Origin of the sequence: Peribacillus sp. Aquil_B1, from assembly GCF_022603275.1 — a bacterium.
Classification (GTDB): Bacteria; Bacillota; Bacilli; order Bacillales; family DSM-1321; genus Peribacillus.
Genome location: NZ_JAKXEE010000004.1, coordinates 183,350 through 198,983, shown reverse-complemented (window position 1 = coordinate 198,983; position 15,634 = coordinate 183,350). Strand labels below are relative to the sequence as shown.

The following is a 15,634-nucleotide window of genomic DNA, read 5'->3' as shown; positions in this document are numbered from 1 at the left end:
GAACTGTTTTTATCAATAGACTTTATATTGGATAGGAGATACTTTATATTTTTTACTAGATTAGAATCATTCTTCTTTATTTCCGAATAGGATATGTGGTATTATAATAATAACAAAAGGGACATTACGTTTAAAAACCTTTGAAAACATTGCTGTCATCGCAATTACGATGGCAGCTTTCATATTTTATCCAGAGAAATGACGTTGATTATCTTTCTCAATTAGGTATCAAACAAATGATAATCTATATCATTTACACAAAATAGAGAAGAATGTGGGAGGGAATCTTATGACTACAGATACTAAACATTTAACCCAACCGGCAACATGCAAAACCACTTGGTTGGAAAAAGCAAAACCTCATCTAGAACTTATTGCTGCATTATTCAGCGGTTTATTAATAGTGTTGGGCTGGGTCCTATCAAAGAACGGAATGGAGTCCACTTCCATCGTCATATACTTAGCTTCTTTCTTGATTGGCGGATATGCCAAGGCAAAAGAAGGAATAGAAGATACGATTGCCGACCGGGAATTGAATGTTGAGATGCTGATGATTTTTGCGGCCATCGGTTCTGCGGTCATCGGATACTGGACGGAAGGTGCCATATTGATTTTCATCTTCGCTTTAAGCGGTGCCCTTGAGACATACACGATGAATAAAAGCCATAAAGAAATTTCGGCACTTATGGACTTACAGCCTGAGGAAGCACTGCGCATCACTAACGGATATGAGGAAACCGTATCCGTTTCACAGCTGCATATCGGAGATCTCATTTTAGTGAAACCAGGTGAGAGAGTTCCTTCAGATGGAAAAATCACCGACGGCCGTACCAATATCGATGAAGCCGCCATCACTGGTGAATCCATACCGGTCAGCAAATCATTGGATGATGAAGTATTTGCCGGAACTGTTAATCTCCGTGGTACGATTACCGTGGAAATCACCAAACCAGCAAGTGAAACATTATTTCAAAAAATAATCACTCTCGTTCAATCCGCCCAAAGTGAAAAGTCCCCTTCCCAGCTGTTCATTGAACGGTTTGAAGGGACTTATGTAAAAGTGGTGTTGACCGTTGTCGGCTTGATGATGTTCGTACCCCATTTCATATTGGGGTGGAGCTGGACCGAAACATTCTACAGAGCGATGATCCTGCTCGTTGTCGCTTCTCCTTGCGCACTTGTGGCCTCTATTATGCCAGCTACGCTTTCTGCCATTTCAAATGGTGCTCGTCATGGCATTTTATTTAAAGGCGGCATCCATCTTGAGAATCTAGGTAACCTGCAGGCAATTGCTTTAGATAAAACCGGTACATTGACAAAAGGAAAACCGGAGGTAACGGATATCATTATCCGCGAAGATTTAAACGAAGTTGATTTCTTATTTCATATTGCATCTGTTGAAAATTATTCGAACCACCCTTTGGCAACATCGATCGTACGTTATGCCAAAACAAAATTGCAAAGAGACATCATTAAACCGGATAACATGGAAGATATCTCAGGCAATGGGGTTCAAGCATACATCAATGGCGTGCTTTGGAAAGTCGGAAAAGCTGATTTCGTCGGTCGCAGTGAAGCAGAACGATTCCAAAATGGCATTGCACTGACATTGGCTGAACAAGGTAAGACAATCGTTTATGCAAAGGATGATCAAGGGATTGCCGGTATTCTCACTTTGAAGGATGTCGTGCGTGAAGAAACCATTACAGCCATCGAAGCTTTGAAAAATGAGGGCATCCATACCGTCATGCTGACAGGCGATGGTGAAAAAACGGCTAAAGCGATTGCGTCGGAAAGCCATATTGATGCATATATTGCCGAATGCCTGCCAGAAACCAAAGTGACTGAAGTGAAAAGGCTGAAAGAACATTTTGGCACTGTAGCAATGGTTGGGGATGGCATCAATGATGCACCTGCACTAGCAACAGCATCTGTGGGAATTGCAATGGGTGAAGGCACGGATGTTGCCTTGGAGACAGCGGATGTTGTTTTAATGAAGAATGACCTGCCGCGCATCGCGGAAGCAGTCAAATTATCCAAGAAGATGAATCGAATCATCAAACAAAATGTCATCTTTTCAATTTCGGTCATCATGATCCTGATCGCATCCAATTTCCTTCAATTCCTTGACCTTCCATACGGCGTCATTGGACATGAAGGTAGCACAATTCTCGTTATACTGAACAGCTTAAGACTTTTGAGAAACTAAGCATGAAAAAGGAGCCCTCCAAGGCTCCTTTTTTTTTATGATCGTTTCATTTAGTGATATCCGTTCTTACCATTTGCAGAACCTGATGTTTTATGGTTCGAACCTTTATTTTTTCCTTTTTGCTTTGTGCTGCCATCCTTTTTACTCATGAAAAAACTCCTCCTCTTCAAAAGTTGTTATTTCTTGAATAGTATCTGCAGCATGATTGTCCGCTATTACGGGAACTCCAGGAAGCTCATGCACATTCTGGTTTTTGCCTTTCACTTATGAGCGCATTTATTTCCCCTCCCAGTATGATGATGAGCCCCGATAAATAAAACCAGACCATTAATACGATGATTCCTCCAAGACTTCCATATGTTGCGGAATAATTAGCGAAGTTCTCCACATAAAAAGAAAACAAAAAGGAAACAAGACTCCATCCTGCCGTTGCAAAAACAGCACCGGGCAGTACGGTTATGCATTTCAGCTTTATGTTGGGGGCAATCCAATAAAGGATAGTGAACACAATTAAAAATACAAGCGTACTGATCACCCAGCGAAGCTGGTTCCAAATCGTAAGAAACTCATCGGATTGTCCTATTTCGGCAAATAGGAATACTCCGATCTGTTTTCCGAATACCGGCAGCAATAAAACGACAATAAAAACAAAAATCATCGCTAAAGTGAGAAGTATCGACATTCCCCGGGAAATAAAGAAAGTTCGACTTTCTTTTACATCGTATGCATGGTTAAATGCTTTAATGATTGCATTCATCCCATTCGATGCCGACCATATCGTTCCGATGACACCAATCGACAATAAAGTCCCATTCGCTTCCATTACTTCAGATAGGTTGGCCTCAATGATTTTCATCGAATCGTCAGGCGCATATGTACGGACGGTATTTAATATATCTTCTTGGGAAAATGGCAGATAGGCCAATAAAGTGAATAAAAAAATAAGTAACGGAAACAGGGAAAGTAAGAAGAAATAAGACAGCTGTGCGGCAAGCCCCGACACATCATCCATCTGTAACCGTTTTATGAAAGCCTTGAAGAATGAGCCTTTCAGCCATTCTTTTTTATTGGCCATACCTCCACCCCATTTTCTAATTTAAGGAAATCCGTTCATGTTGACTTGAAGATGACTCATCTTGCTCTGCAGCAAAAACTTCCTTCGTCTCCATCACCACTTGGGCAACTTGCGATGGAATATCTTTCATTTCCTCCACCTTTTGGGAAATGAAGGATACATCATCGGAAATTTTTTCAACAGTGGAACGGACCTTGGATGATGTTTCACGTACTTGTGTAAGCACCCCATTGGGATTCTTCACGAATTCCTTCATATTACTCATGCAGCTTTTACTGTTTTCCAATACAGAATAACGCGTATCCTTGTCAAATAGGCTTATCGCAGCCCCTGCTAATGCCCCAATAAAGACCGCTTGCATAAATTTACTTTTCTTGTCACACTTATATTCTTCTCGAATGTTGCTCATATATTCTCCTCCTCGTCATATATTAGTTGATGGATAATGGTAGCTATCTCCATTATACAATGTTTAAAAAAGTTTTTTCCTATCTTTTCCCAAACTATCTCAGTTTAAAACGTGGAGATGACCAAGTATATTGGGGATCAAGCTTCGTAATATTCATTGACTTCCAGCGGTAATCATGCAAAGATGAAAATAATTTAGGAACGTATGAAAGGATGAAGGAAATGGATTTAACGCAAAACACAGCCGAAAGTGTCGAGTTTATGATCGAAGCAATCAAGGATAAATTAAAAGTGATGAACTTCGGTGCAATCAAATCAACCCATTTTGATATCGAAATGTACGAAGAGCTTCACGATATTTATACAATGGTGATGAAAAAAACGAATTTCAGTGTCCGTGAAATGGAAGCGATCGCCGAAGAACTTGGAAGACTGCGTAATAAATAACATTCAAATCCTCCCATACCGGTGAGGATTTTTTTCATTTATAAAATAATTCTGATACATTTGATATAGAAATTGAAAACCGACAGGAGTTGTAAGCATGGTAGAAAGAAGAACACCCATAAGTATTGCAGAAGCAGTGGAAAAAGTGATGAAGCATAAATTAATAGGACATGCGGAACTGATTCCCCTCGAGGAAAGCCAAGACCGGTTTTTGGCTCAAGATATTGTAGCTACAAATGATGTTCCGCATTTTAACCGCTCTCCATATGATGGGTTCGCCCTCATGTCCAAGGATACGGCAGAGGGTTCCATAAATAACCCTCTTGAGTTCGAAGTGGTTGAAGAGCTTGCTGCGGGGATGGTCTCGACTATACCTATACAAAAAAATCAAGTGGCGAGAATCATGACTGGAGCTCAGATGCCAGCTGAGTGTGATGCCGTAATCATGCTCGAGCTCACAAAGGAATTCGAAAAGGACGGAAAGAAGTACATATCATTTAAACGCTCACTTAGAGAAGGCGAAAACGTTTCTTTTCAAGGAGAGGATGCAAAGAAAGGCGATGTTCTTGTAAAAAAAGGAACAGCGATCAATCCTGGGATCATCGGCTTGCTGGCAACATTCGGATATGCCGAAGTCCCAGTTGCCAAGAAACCTGTCGTCGGATTATTCGCTACGGGTTCGGAACTCCTTGATGTTAACGAACCGTTGCAGCCTGGGAAAATCCGCAACAGCAATTCACATGCCATCTCCGCCCAAATTCGGAGGGCCGGAGGAGAAGTCCGCTTTTATGGAAAGCTTAAGGACGAATTCGAATTAAGCTACGAGGCCATTTCAACTGCCTTGGAGGAAGTTGATTTGCTCATTACAACTGGAGGGGTTTCTGTCGGAGATTTTGACCTTCTCCCGGATATTTATCAAAAAATGGGCGCTGAAGTCTTATTCAACAAAGTGGCAATGCGCCCCGGCAGCGTGACGACCGTAGCGGTATATAATAACAAATTTTTATTCGGTTTATCCGGCAATCCTTCCGCCAGTTATGTCGGCTTTGAACTATTTGCAAGACCAATCATCCGCACCATGCTGTTTTCGAAACTTCCGCATTTACGAAAAGAGACGGCACGATTGGCAGAAGACTTCTTAAAACCGAATCCATTCTCACGTCTGCTTCGGACCCGATTATTTTACGAATCCGGCCAGTTGAAGGTAATTCCTAGCGGTGTGGATAAATCCAATATTACAACAAGCTTGGCAGGTGCCAATTCATTGACCGTCTTACCTGGAGGGACCCGTGGTTTCCAAACTGGAGATCTCGTGGACATCCTGCTCCTTGAAGACCAAGAAGGATGCAAATGGCCTTGGTGAAGCCTTTTATTTTTCAGGTGGTTGGTTACCAAAATAGAGGAAAAACGACCTTCATAACGAATATTATCGAAAAGCTTCGCAAAGCCAAATTGGAGACAGCCGTTTTAAAACATCATGGACATGGCGGAAAACCGGATGTCAACGGTATGAAGGATTCCAATAAACACTTTCAAGCTGGGGCCGCAGCTTCTCTTGTTGAAGGTGATGGAACAATCGAGCTGCTCGGCAATTTCAAGGGGAAAGCCCCTATTACTGAGCTGATTCAATTACTGTGTCTATTTCTCCCTGATGTGATTTTAATTGAGGGTTATAAGCAAGAGGACTTTCCTAAGGTCATTTTAATCAAGGAAGAAAGTGACCTCGTGTTATTGGAACGGCTTACTAATGTCAAAGCAGCGGTGGCTTGGCCCGAATGTCTGGAACGAACCAGGAATCATGCTTCTGTACCCGTCTTCCCTTTGGATTCGGAATCATTCATTAAATGGTTTTTAGAACAAATATGAAGGAGGCCACAATGTTCATTCAATTTCCCATAGAAAAACGCCGCAAGATGATCGAAAGTATCCAAGAATATGTGTATCAGGAACATGGCAAGGAAATCGGAGAAATCGCTGCTGAGAATCACTTGCAGTTCATTTTCGAAAATATTGCTCCATTTATTTATAATGAAGGTATCAAAGATGCTAAAAAAGTCATGGAGGACAGATTAGGAAATATTGAAGAGGATTTGTATTCATTGGAACGGCCAATTGATTAACATGAAAAAACAGCATCATAATCGATGCTGTTTTTTCATGTTCATTGTTCGGTCAGAATAAGCGGACCGTTTTTCGTAATGGCAATCGTATGCTCATATTGAGCCGAGTATTTCCCATCTGCAGTGGATGCCGTCCATCCGTTCGGATCCCGGCTTGCTTTATATGTACCTACATTTACCATTGGCTCGATGGTGAATACCATGCCTTCCTTAAGACGCGGACCTTTATTCGGAAGTCCATAATGCGGAACTTGCGGCTCTTCATGAATGACACTTCCTATCCCGTGGCCGATGAAATCACGAACGACAGAGAAGCCCTCCGCCTCGACATATGTTTGTATCGCATGACCAATATCTCCAATCCGATTGCCTTCCACACATACTTCAATCGCCTTATATAAAGATTCCTTCGTCACATGAACCAGATGCTCGGTTTCCTTTGAAACCTTACCGACCGTATACGTCCAAGCAGAATCGGCAAGGGCCCCGTTATAATTGACCACCATATCAATCGTTACGATATCTCCATTTTTCAAAGGGGTCTTCCGTGGGAAACCATGACAGATTTCTTCATTGATGCTGGCACATGTCGCATACTCATAACCTTTGTAACCCTTTTGTTCCGGCTTCGCACCATGTTTTTTTAAGAATCCTTCAACAAATTCTTCTATTTCCCATGTTGTCACCCCAGGAACAATCAACTTAGCAATCTCCCTATGACAAGCTGCCAAAATTTTTCCCGATTCATGCATCGCTTGAATTTCACGTGCAGATTTTAATACGATCAATCGTGACACTTCCTTTTTTATTTCGTCTCTCCTTTTATTTTACTGCAAAGATGGAAGTATATGAATCCTTTAAAATGAAAAATCCCGGCAGCTGCCGGGATTTTTCATTATTTCAATAGATTGAGCGATTCCCGGTTAAATGCCGGAAGATCTTCAGGTGTCCTGCTGGTAACAAGCTGGTTGCCGCAAACCACAACCTCCTTGTCCAAATATGTGGCACCTGCATACTCCATATCGACTTTAATGGATGTATATCCTGTTGCGTGGCGTCCTTCAAGTGTTTTGGCTGTAATCAGCAATTGCGGTCCATGACAGATCGCAAATACAGGCTTTTTATCATCCATGAACGATTTGGCGAAAGATACGAAACGTTCGTCAGCACGCAGCTGATCAGGCGAAAACCCGCCGGGGATGAATAATGCATCGAAATTTTCCGGTTTCACTGAGTCGATGCTTTCATCAATCTCGACTTCCACCTCCCCCTGCTTCCCTTTAACAGTTTTCCCTTTAATCATTTCAATCGTCGTTACCGTATGGCCGGCTTCTTCAAATGCCTTCGCCGGTTCACTATACTCCGAGTCTTCAAACATATTCGTTATTACACATGCGATATTTTTACCCATAACATTCATCTCCTCAATTTTTGATCGAATGAACCTACTTTGCACTTTATTTATGTTCCCTCTCCCACCATAAATAAAACACATAATTAATGTTATTGCTTTATTTAGCCTACTCCCAAAGCAACTCAATGTTTAGGATACTGGCCAACAACGTGTATCGCATTGATGATTCTTTTATTGATCCATTTCCTGTTTTCTTCTGTATTCAAATTTCCAAATATCCGTTTCCGCCCTTCTTCCGTGGTTACATAGTAATTAGGCAGGTTATTCAATGATAATGTGATGATGTCATTTTTACATTTACCGCATGAACAAAATGTTTGGTATTCCATTCCTGACATTAAAACCTGCACCCAAGTCACAACAATTTCTTCCATCACATTTGTATATTCTCTTTCCATATATTCTCCTTAAAAAGAAAAACCCGTCCATTCCTGACAGGTTTTCACTCATTTATCGCTGTCCGTGGAACAATCAGGATTTCAACTCTCCGGTTTTTCGCCCTTCCTTTTTTCGTTTCATTGGAAGCAACCGGCTTGAATTCCCCATGTCCTTTAGCGCTGAACATTTCGGGATCCAACTCTTTATTTTCAAGGAGAAGTTTCATAAAATTCACGGATCGCATCACGCTCAGATCCCAGTTGGATTCATACTGGTGATTCTTTATAGGAATATTATCGGTATGTCCGCTTACGATAATGTTTCTGGGTAAATCCATGACCAGCAAATCCGAGATTTCCTTGGCGATTTTTCGATTTTCACTTCTCACCTCAGCCACACCCGATTCGAACAGCACGTTTTCCCTAATTGATATCAACATGCCTTCATCCGTAAGGTTCGTTCCCAATTTATCCGTTAAATCATTCTTTTGGATGTAGGCATTTACACGCTCCTGAACTTCCGTAAGTTCTTCTTGCTCGTTTTTCCCTAGCTTCTCAAGATCTTCCGCACCTGTTCTTTGTTCTGGTGACGTTGGCTCATTGCTGGGGGAATCACTTGGAAACTCCATAAAACCCGTTCCGCTTGTAAAAACCTGGTTAAATACATTGGACAACTGCTGGAACCTTACTGCATCTACCGAACTTGAAGCGAACAAGACGATAAAAAGCGCGAGCAGCAATGTTAAGATATCGGCGTAGGGAACCAGCCATGATTCATCGATATGCTCTTCATGTCTTTGTTTCTTTTTGCGCCTAGCCATCTTCTCTCACATCGCCTTCTAACCACTTTTTACGATCTCCAGCAGGCAAATATGATGTTAATTTCTGTTCAATCGTTCGCGGCGCTTCCCCTTCGATGATCGATAAAATACCTTCTATCATCATTTCTTTGATTCGAACTTCCTGCTGCGACTTCCGTTTTAGCTTATTGGCAAATGGATGCCATAACACATACCCCGTGTAAATCCCCATCAAGGTTGCGACGAACGCGGCAGATATAGCATGTCCCAAAGCCTCCGTATCGGCCATATTCCCCAATGCAGCAATCAACCCGATTACTGCACCCAATACACCCAGCGTCGGTGCATATGTACCGGCTTGACTGAAAATCGCTGCCGCGCTTAGATGACGTTCTTCCATCGCATCTATTTCCTCTGCTAAAATATCACGAATATAATCGGCACTCTGACCTTCGACTGCAAGATTCAAGCCATTTTTCAAAAAAGTATTATCCACTTGATCCGAAATGCTTTCCAATGCCAATAAGCCTTCTTTCCTGGCAATGACCGCCCATTCAGAAAAGGTTTTTATTAATTCTTCAGGCTTTGTCAATTTTTGTTCAAAGAATAAAATCTTGAATATTTTTGGTAGTCTTTTTAATTCCGACAAAGGGAAAGCCGTTACGACAGCAGCTATCGTCCCTACAATAATGATCAAAATAGCCGCCGGGTTAATCAGCGCCGTCACACTAACGCCTTTCAACACCATTCCGACCAAGATGGCCACGATACCCAGAACTACGCCCAAAACTGATGTTATATCCATAATACTCACCCATTCATTTAAAGTCTCGTCTCCTCCTTATATCGGATGAAGTTCAAAAAAAGTGAGGATTATTTTACTATTCGATTTCAATTTTCACTAAATCACCACAAAATCTTCCAACTTTATTACCTAGATGAGCTTAACCAACAGTACATTTCACAGGTTTGGGTACAATCTTCTTTCGAGAATGGAATTACCAGCCTATTACGTACGAAATTATCTCAATACGTCTGGAATAGGCGCATTTACTCGTGAGTTTTGGCATTTTACTCATGAGTTTCGCGCATTTACTCGTGATTTGGCGGTTTACTCGTGAATTTCGCACTTTTACTCGTGAGTTTTCCGCTTTTACTCGTGATTTGGCGGTTTACTCGTGAATTTCGCACTTTTACACATGAGTTTTCCGCTTTTACTCGTGATTTGGCGGTTTACTCGTAAGTTTTGGCATTTTACTCATGAGTTTCGCGCATTTACTCGTGAGTTTCAGCACTTTACTCGTGAGTTTCAGCACTTTACTCGTGAGTTTCAGCATTTTACTCGTGAGTTTCGCACTTTTACTCGTGAGTTCCGCACTTTTACTCGTGAATTCCGCTTAACGCCAAAAGGACAAAGCATGTCAGCTTTGTCCCTGTTTTTGTTTCCCGTGGTTTCTTCCGGCCAGCCATTTTATGATGGGTGACAGAAAAAATAAAATGAATAAGATCCTGAATAAATGAAAGCTTGTGACAACGGATAAATCCACATGCACAGACATGGCTGTGACTGCCATTTCGGCGACGCCGCCTGGCGCCATGCTCAAAAATAATTCGTTCGCCTGTAAAGATAGGATTGGAGCAAACTGAATGGAAAGATAATAGCAAAATCCAATCAATAGGACATTACTGACGAATACGGCCCCAAACATCTTTCTGAAAAGTCGGGGGTTATCAACCTTCAGTGTGTAGCCTAAATGTGCGCCGATCAACAATTGCGACAAGTTCAACCAAAAGTCTGGAATCTGCGGGGCACCTGGGCCCGCTAAATTGAATAGTGCTGCGGCCATGAGAGGTCCTAGCAAAAAGGGCAGCGGAAAATTCGCTTTCTTTGTGATGAAGATGAATATCAGCAATGTTACCAACATCATGAGTGCTAATTTCCCATCATATTCAAATAAGAAAAAGGGCCGCTCCGATACGGCCATTACCGCACCTGATTCAACTGACATTACATGGGTCACAATCCAAGGAACAATGGATATCACCAGGATGACACGAAGTGTTTGCATGAAACCTACAACCGTTTCATCACTATCCTTCATCTCCTCACTTAAGACCACCATCTGGGAAAGGCCTCCCGGAAAACTGCCAAGCATCGATGTGCCCAAGGATAAGTTCATTCGCTTTCCGACAAACCAGCCAGTCAACACTGTAAATGAAATGATTGCAATTGTCGTAAAAAGCATAACAGGCAGATATTCAATCATCTCATTTAGCGATTGTTTCGTGAATGAACTGCCCAGTTGTAAACCTAGGATGACCAATCCAGTACTTCTAAAGGTTTTAGACCAATACAAGTACTTCCTTAACTTCACTTTAGCAATCATCACGACGAATAATGGTCCAAGCATCCATGGCAGGTATATTCCAAGGCTATCAAACGCATAACCACCCAGGAAAGCTAGAAAAGCAGTAAAGATGACTCTAAAACTCTTACTCTCGATTAAATTTTCACTCACAAAATTACCTTCTTTATTTAAGCGGATTTTCCTCTTTATCTTAACATAAAATAGGCGGATTCAAAGCTGCATCCACGCTTGTTTTCACCATTCCAGTGTCAGTATGTCAATTGGACATTTGCCGTTTTTGGTGAGCCTCCCTTTCCAGTGCATGTTTATATTTCATCATGTTTTCGCTCTATGAAAGGAACAGCCCGGCACTTCCACTATTTACTAGATTTCCCACCCCCACAAATTCGCTATAAAAGGTAGAATGAGTATATAGGGGTCAAACTCTTATGGAGGGGTGACTAGATGTTATCAAATACAGAAATAGGCATTGACTTAGGAACTGCAAATACGCTAGTTTATAGTAAAAATAAAGGAATCGTATTTAATGAGCCATCTGTGGTGGCCATTGATATAGAGACTAATAAAGTATTGGCAGTCGGTGTGGATGCAAAAAACATGATCGGGAAAACACCTGGAAATATTGTGGCAATACGTCCGCTTAAGGATGGTGTCATTGCGGATTTTAATGTGACCGCACAAATGCTTCGGGAAATCATGAAAAAAGCAAGTAAGGCCCTAGGATTATCGATTCGCAAACCTAGTGTAGTGGTTTGTACACCATCAGGTTCCACATCAGTTGAGAGAAGGGCCATTCAGGATGCAGTCAAAAGCTGTGGAGCGAAACAGGTCCACCTTATCGAGGAACCAGTAGCAGCAGCAATAGGTGCAGGCCTGCCTGTTGAAGAGCCAGTTGCCAATGTCATCGTTGATATCGGCGGCGGAACGACTGAGGTCGCAATTATCTCTTATGGCGGCGTCGTTTCTTGCAATTCAATCAGAATCGGCGGAGATCAATTGGATGAAGATATCAGCCAATATGTCAGAAAAAAACATAATGTGCTGATTGGGGAAAGAACAGCCGAGGAAATAAAAAAAGAAATCGGCTACGCACTCGTTGAACATTCTGTGATCACCATGGAAGTCAGGGGCCGCGATCTTGTAACGGGTCTTCCAAAGCCGATTACAATATCATCTACTGACGTCCAGGAAGCCATCCAGGAATCGCTTCTTCATATACTGGAAGCAATCAGGGCCACTTTGGAAGATTGTCCTCCTGAATTGAGCGGGGATATCGTCGATCAAGGTGTCATCTTATCCGGCGGGGGGGCACTTCTCAACGGGGTACAAGAATGGTTGACGAATGAAATCGTCGTCCCAGTCCAACTTGCGAATAACCCGCTTGAATCAGTTGCCATCGGAACAGGTCTTTCACTTGAGGTCATTCACAAATTACAAAAAGCCGTATACTAAAAATAAATGGTTGTCTTTGAACTGCACCCCAATTGTTAGTCAACATTTAACAATTGGAGGTGCAGTTTTTTTCCTAAATATACGACAGACCAAAAATCAAATGCAGTTTTAGAGTACTTAGAAGAAAAAAAACAAGAAAGACATGAGGTTTACCCCCACTGAAAAGATGGGTCGCTATCTAAAACATGGAAAGGAAGGACTTGTTTCATCCTATACAAAATTACACTTGATGCGAGCAACTTGGTTACGTAATTCTTAGGTGATATGCCTATCCCCATAGCGCCGTCCTCCAGCAACCTTTTTTGCGTATCCAATACAAAGAAAAAAGACCTCAACATTTAAGTTGAGACTCTTTCATGCTTTGTAAATAATATAGGATTCACCCTTATTTTATTATCAAGGAAAACTCCCATTTGTTAATCTTCCAATTTTTGAATTCTTAAGCCTTCAATATCCTTAATCCTAGAAGCTTCGGTATCATTTTCAGGATAAATAAGCATTGTTTTTCATGCGAAGAAGTTGCCAAACCAAAACTTTCCTTGTTTAAAAATTACAAATCTTCAGGTGAATTTGGCATAAAGATTTTGTAATCAATCTTATAATTTTCTTTGCATTCTCGTCAGCGTGAAAATAATAAACATTTGCTGTTTGATCATCACCAAGAGTGGTACTAGCCCATGTTGACTCGCATCTCAATTCTATTAATGATGCTTTTAACTTATTTATTATTTCTTCTAACACTCGTATCGAACCCATCACTAAAGGGTTAATTCCTTGCACAGTTTCTTCATTTTCCTTTGCAGCAATGATGCTTGCAATTGAAGTTCCATGACCATATAAATCTTTTGTATAATTTTTTTATTAATTACGTCATATTTAGCAACAATTTGTCCATTTAATGCAGGTTGCTGATTATTAATAACGCTTTCTCAAATTGCGACTTTTTTAGGCTTATCATAAATACTGATATTAGACACATAGCCCAGATTTCTAACACTCAACATCATTAATTTCACCTTAATTTCTTTGAACATATTGATTATGTAAAAGATTGTTTTTTCATGGTTATACCTCACCTCGATAAACTTGATTTATCTGCGATACAACCACTTCCTTTAATACACCTGTTGTTCATTAGCTTACAATCATTATTCACCATGAATTTTAAAATAAAATTAAATATTCAATCATCATTTCATCATTTATTTTCTTTATACTATTATTCTTTTCTGAAACAGAACTTTTCAAAATTGAGACGTAAATTTTGGATATTTACGATACTATAGTCCTTGTTAACAAATAGGTAATATATGGTCACATAAAAAAACGGAAAGGGTGTAATTATTGAAAACTAAATTATTTTCAGTTTCAGTATTATGTGTATTATCAATTATAATAGCAATGCCCTCTTTTGCTTTTGCAGCAACTAACGCTTATAGCTTTACAATGAATCTTCGTATAGTTGATGGAAGTAAAAACGGTCAATATTTTAAATTAAATAAAGGAACTGCAAAATTAAGTGGTACACATTATCAATATAGCTCTGACCCTAGCCCTGTAGGTCCTAACCCCATAACTTATCAATTATGGAATAAGACCTCAGGTAACAGTTTTGGTACAATAAAAGCTACACCTAATAAAAATGGTACTTCTTCTAGTGTGTCAGGCAGCTATTCTGGTCTAGGTGGGGGTACTAAGTATTATTTGCAAATTTTTAGAGTTGATGACGGTAGAAATATAAAAGGTTCAGGAAAAATATCAAATTAAACAACTGGAAAGAGCTTATAATTCTTTATAAGTTCTTTCTTTATTAATATAATATTTTTACGTTAGGAGTCTCTAAAATGGTTTATCATTTCACCGGTTGGATTCTTTACAGTTTTATAATTTTATATATCATTTTGGCACTATTACTAAAATTAAGTTTCAAAAAAAGTTATACCTATCTTTTATTCTATACAATTATGTATGTTTATTTATGTAATGTTATAAACCTCACTCAATTTCCCATTTATCTAGATGATGATCAAAGAGAAGCATTTGGGGGGCAAAATGTTTGGAGAGAAATGAATTTAATCCCATTTAAATATGAATTTACTAAATTGAGCTTTTTTAATATTTTAATGACTGTCCCACTAGGCTTTGGATTACCCTTCTTATTTAAAGCCTCATTTAAGAAAATTTTAATAGCTGGTGTATTAACTGGAATAATTCTCGAATCAGGTCAACTACTAACAGCTTTATATGCAGGATATACTTTTAGATTTGTTGATATTGATGATGTAATCTTTAATATATCAGGGACATTATTAGGATACTTCATTTTATTTAAGTTATTTAAATTAACGTTTCATTTCCTTGTGAGAAAGTGGCATATAAAGTTTAATTCCATAGTTAAACATATCAATAATACATAATAACGATTTATCCTGTGAAAAACGCCATTTCAAATCGTTATCCGACTACACAGACACGGGTGTGATGAAGCATCATCAGCGGGTCTCTATTTGGCATGAGAATTCAAGGAGCAACAGCCATTTTCGCAGTCAACCTCAAACGAACTTTCACGAAAATCAAAGCAGAAAAGTAACTAAATATGAAAGAAATAGATCACTTCCTGTTCATTATCGTACAGGAAGTGATCTATTTTTGTTTAAGAAACAATAATTCATTCAAAACCGTTAGTTTATCAGTAGCCTCGCTGAAAGCCGATGCGGCTCCCGTACCGCCTCTGGAAAGCTTAGTGCCTCTCGTTACAACCACGCCCACATTGTACAAGCCATAAAAAAAATGTAGACAAACCCCTTTTTGCTTTTAAAAGAAACTGATATATTTTCACTTGATTGTGTAGAGAATAAGAAAAAGCTTTTTTGGTTTAACAGTACTTTGCTTTTTTGAGAAGCCTTAATAGGACTTAACAGAACTTAACGCATGCAATGTTACATAACTTGTGTTATAATGTA

General features: G+C 40.0%; 16 protein-coding genes. 8 read left to right on the top strand and 8 right to left on the bottom strand.

The genetic code is table 11. From position 1 onward, the window contains the following. Positions 1-289 precede the first annotated feature (289 nt). Positions 290-2,209 carry a heavy metal translocating P-type ATPase gene (locus MPH60_RS22255; RefSeq protein WP_241590001.1) on the top strand — a complete coding sequence of 640 codons (1,920 nt, stop codon included), beginning with the start codon at positions 290-292 and terminating at the stop codon, positions 2,207-2,209. 235 nt (positions 2,210-2,444) lie between these two features. Here the strand turns inward: MPH60_RS22255 and MPH60_RS22250 are convergent, their stop codons facing one another. Both MPH60_RS22250 and MPH60_RS22245 read right to left on the bottom strand, forming a co-directional pair. After that, a complete protein-coding gene (locus MPH60_RS22250; RefSeq protein ID WP_241590002.1) occupies positions 2,445-3,284 on the bottom strand; it encodes a YihY/virulence factor BrkB family protein in 840 nt (279 codons plus the stop codon). Between the two features lie 16 nt (positions 3,285-3,300). Further along, positions 3,301-3,693: a YtxH domain-containing protein gene (locus MPH60_RS22245; protein ID WP_241590003.1), complete on the bottom strand. Its 393-nt coding sequence runs from the start codon at positions 3,691-3,693 to the stop codon at positions 3,301-3,303. Positions 3,694-3,914: 221 nt separating this feature from the next. Here MPH60_RS22245 and MPH60_RS22240 point away from each other — a divergent pair, with 221 nt between their 5' ends. The 4 genes from MPH60_RS22240 (at position 3,915) to MPH60_RS22225 (ending at position 6,259) form a co-directional block, all read left to right on the top strand. Beyond that, positions 3,915-4,139, top strand: coding sequence for a DUF1128 domain-containing protein (locus tag MPH60_RS22240; RefSeq protein ID WP_034305672.1), 225 nt, complete (start codon positions 3,915-3,917; stop codon positions 4,137-4,139). Between the two features lie 97 nt (positions 4,140-4,236). Beyond that, positions 4,237-5,502 carry a molybdopterin molybdotransferase MoeA gene (locus tag MPH60_RS22235; RefSeq protein ID WP_241590004.1) on the top strand — a complete coding sequence of 422 codons (1,266 nt, stop codon included), beginning with the start codon at positions 4,237-4,239 and terminating at the stop codon, positions 5,500-5,502. Then, the gene (gene mobB, locus MPH60_RS22230) at positions 5,490-6,005 is read left to right on the top strand and encodes a molybdopterin-guanine dinucleotide biosynthesis protein B (protein ID WP_241590005.1); all 516 of its coding nucleotides are present in this window, start codon (positions 5,490-5,492) and stop codon (positions 6,003-6,005) included. The genes MPH60_RS22235 and mobB overlap by 13 nt, the downstream gene beginning before the upstream one ends. An 11-nt stretch (positions 6,006-6,016) precedes the next feature. Further along, entirely contained in the window at positions 6,017-6,259 is a 243-nt protein-coding gene (locus MPH60_RS22225; RefSeq protein WP_034305676.1) for a DUF2164 domain-containing protein, read from the top strand. A 41-nt stretch (positions 6,260-6,300) separates the two neighbouring features. Here MPH60_RS22225 and map read toward each other — a convergent pair whose 3' ends face one another. From map to MPH60_RS22195, 6 genes are all read right to left on the bottom strand, one after another. Then, on the bottom strand, positions 6,301-7,047 hold the full coding sequence (map, locus tag MPH60_RS22220) for a type I methionyl aminopeptidase (RefSeq protein ID WP_101224883.1): 747 nt from the start codon (positions 7,045-7,047) through the stop codon (positions 6,301-6,303). Between the two features lie 107 nt (positions 7,048-7,154). Then, the gene (locus MPH60_RS22215; RefSeq protein WP_241590006.1) at positions 7,155-7,670 is read right to left on the bottom strand and encodes a type 1 glutamine amidotransferase domain-containing protein; all 516 of its coding nucleotides are present in this window, start codon (positions 7,668-7,670) and stop codon (positions 7,155-7,157) included. A 125-nt stretch (positions 7,671-7,795) separates the two neighbouring features. After that, positions 7,796-8,071 carry a late competence development ComFB family protein gene (locus MPH60_RS22210; protein ID WP_230177842.1) on the bottom strand — a complete coding sequence of 92 codons (276 nt, stop codon included), beginning with the start codon at positions 8,069-8,071 and terminating at the stop codon, positions 7,796-7,798. A 44-nt stretch (positions 8,072-8,115) separates the two neighbouring features. After that, positions 8,116-8,871 (bottom strand): flagellar motor protein MotB, encoded by a 756-nt coding sequence (gene motB / locus MPH60_RS22205; protein WP_241590007.1) that lies wholly within the window; start codon positions 8,869-8,871, stop codon positions 8,116-8,118. Further along, a complete protein-coding gene (gene motA / locus MPH60_RS22200) occupies positions 8,864-9,655 on the bottom strand; it encodes a flagellar motor stator protein MotA (protein WP_241590008.1) in 792 nt (263 codons plus the stop codon). Before motA ends, motB begins: the two co-directional genes overlap by 8 nt. A gap of 616 nt (positions 9,656-10,271) precedes the next feature. Beyond that, a complete protein-coding gene (locus MPH60_RS22195; RefSeq protein ID WP_241590009.1) occupies positions 10,272-11,369 on the bottom strand; it encodes an AbrB family transcriptional regulator in 1,098 nt (365 codons plus the stop codon). 294 nt (positions 11,370-11,663) lie between these two features. Here MPH60_RS22195 and mreBH point away from each other — a divergent pair, with 294 nt between their 5' ends. From mreBH to MPH60_RS22180, 3 genes are all read left to right on the top strand, one after another. Then, positions 11,664-12,671 (top strand): rod-share determining protein MreBH, encoded by a 1,008-nt coding sequence (gene mreBH / locus MPH60_RS22190; protein WP_241590010.1) that lies wholly within the window; start codon positions 11,664-11,666, stop codon positions 12,669-12,671. 1,344 nt (positions 12,672-14,015) lie between these two features. Then, positions 14,016-14,438 carry a hypothetical protein gene (locus MPH60_RS22185; protein ID WP_241590011.1) on the top strand — a complete coding sequence of 141 codons (423 nt, stop codon included), beginning with the start codon at positions 14,016-14,018 and terminating at the stop codon, positions 14,436-14,438. Between the two features lie 77 nt (positions 14,439-14,515). Continuing rightward, positions 14,516-15,088 carry a VanZ family protein gene (locus MPH60_RS22180; protein WP_241590012.1) on the top strand — a complete coding sequence of 191 codons (573 nt, stop codon included), beginning with the start codon at positions 14,516-14,518 and terminating at the stop codon, positions 15,086-15,088. The last annotated feature ends 546 nt before the right edge of the window (positions 15,089-15,634 follow it).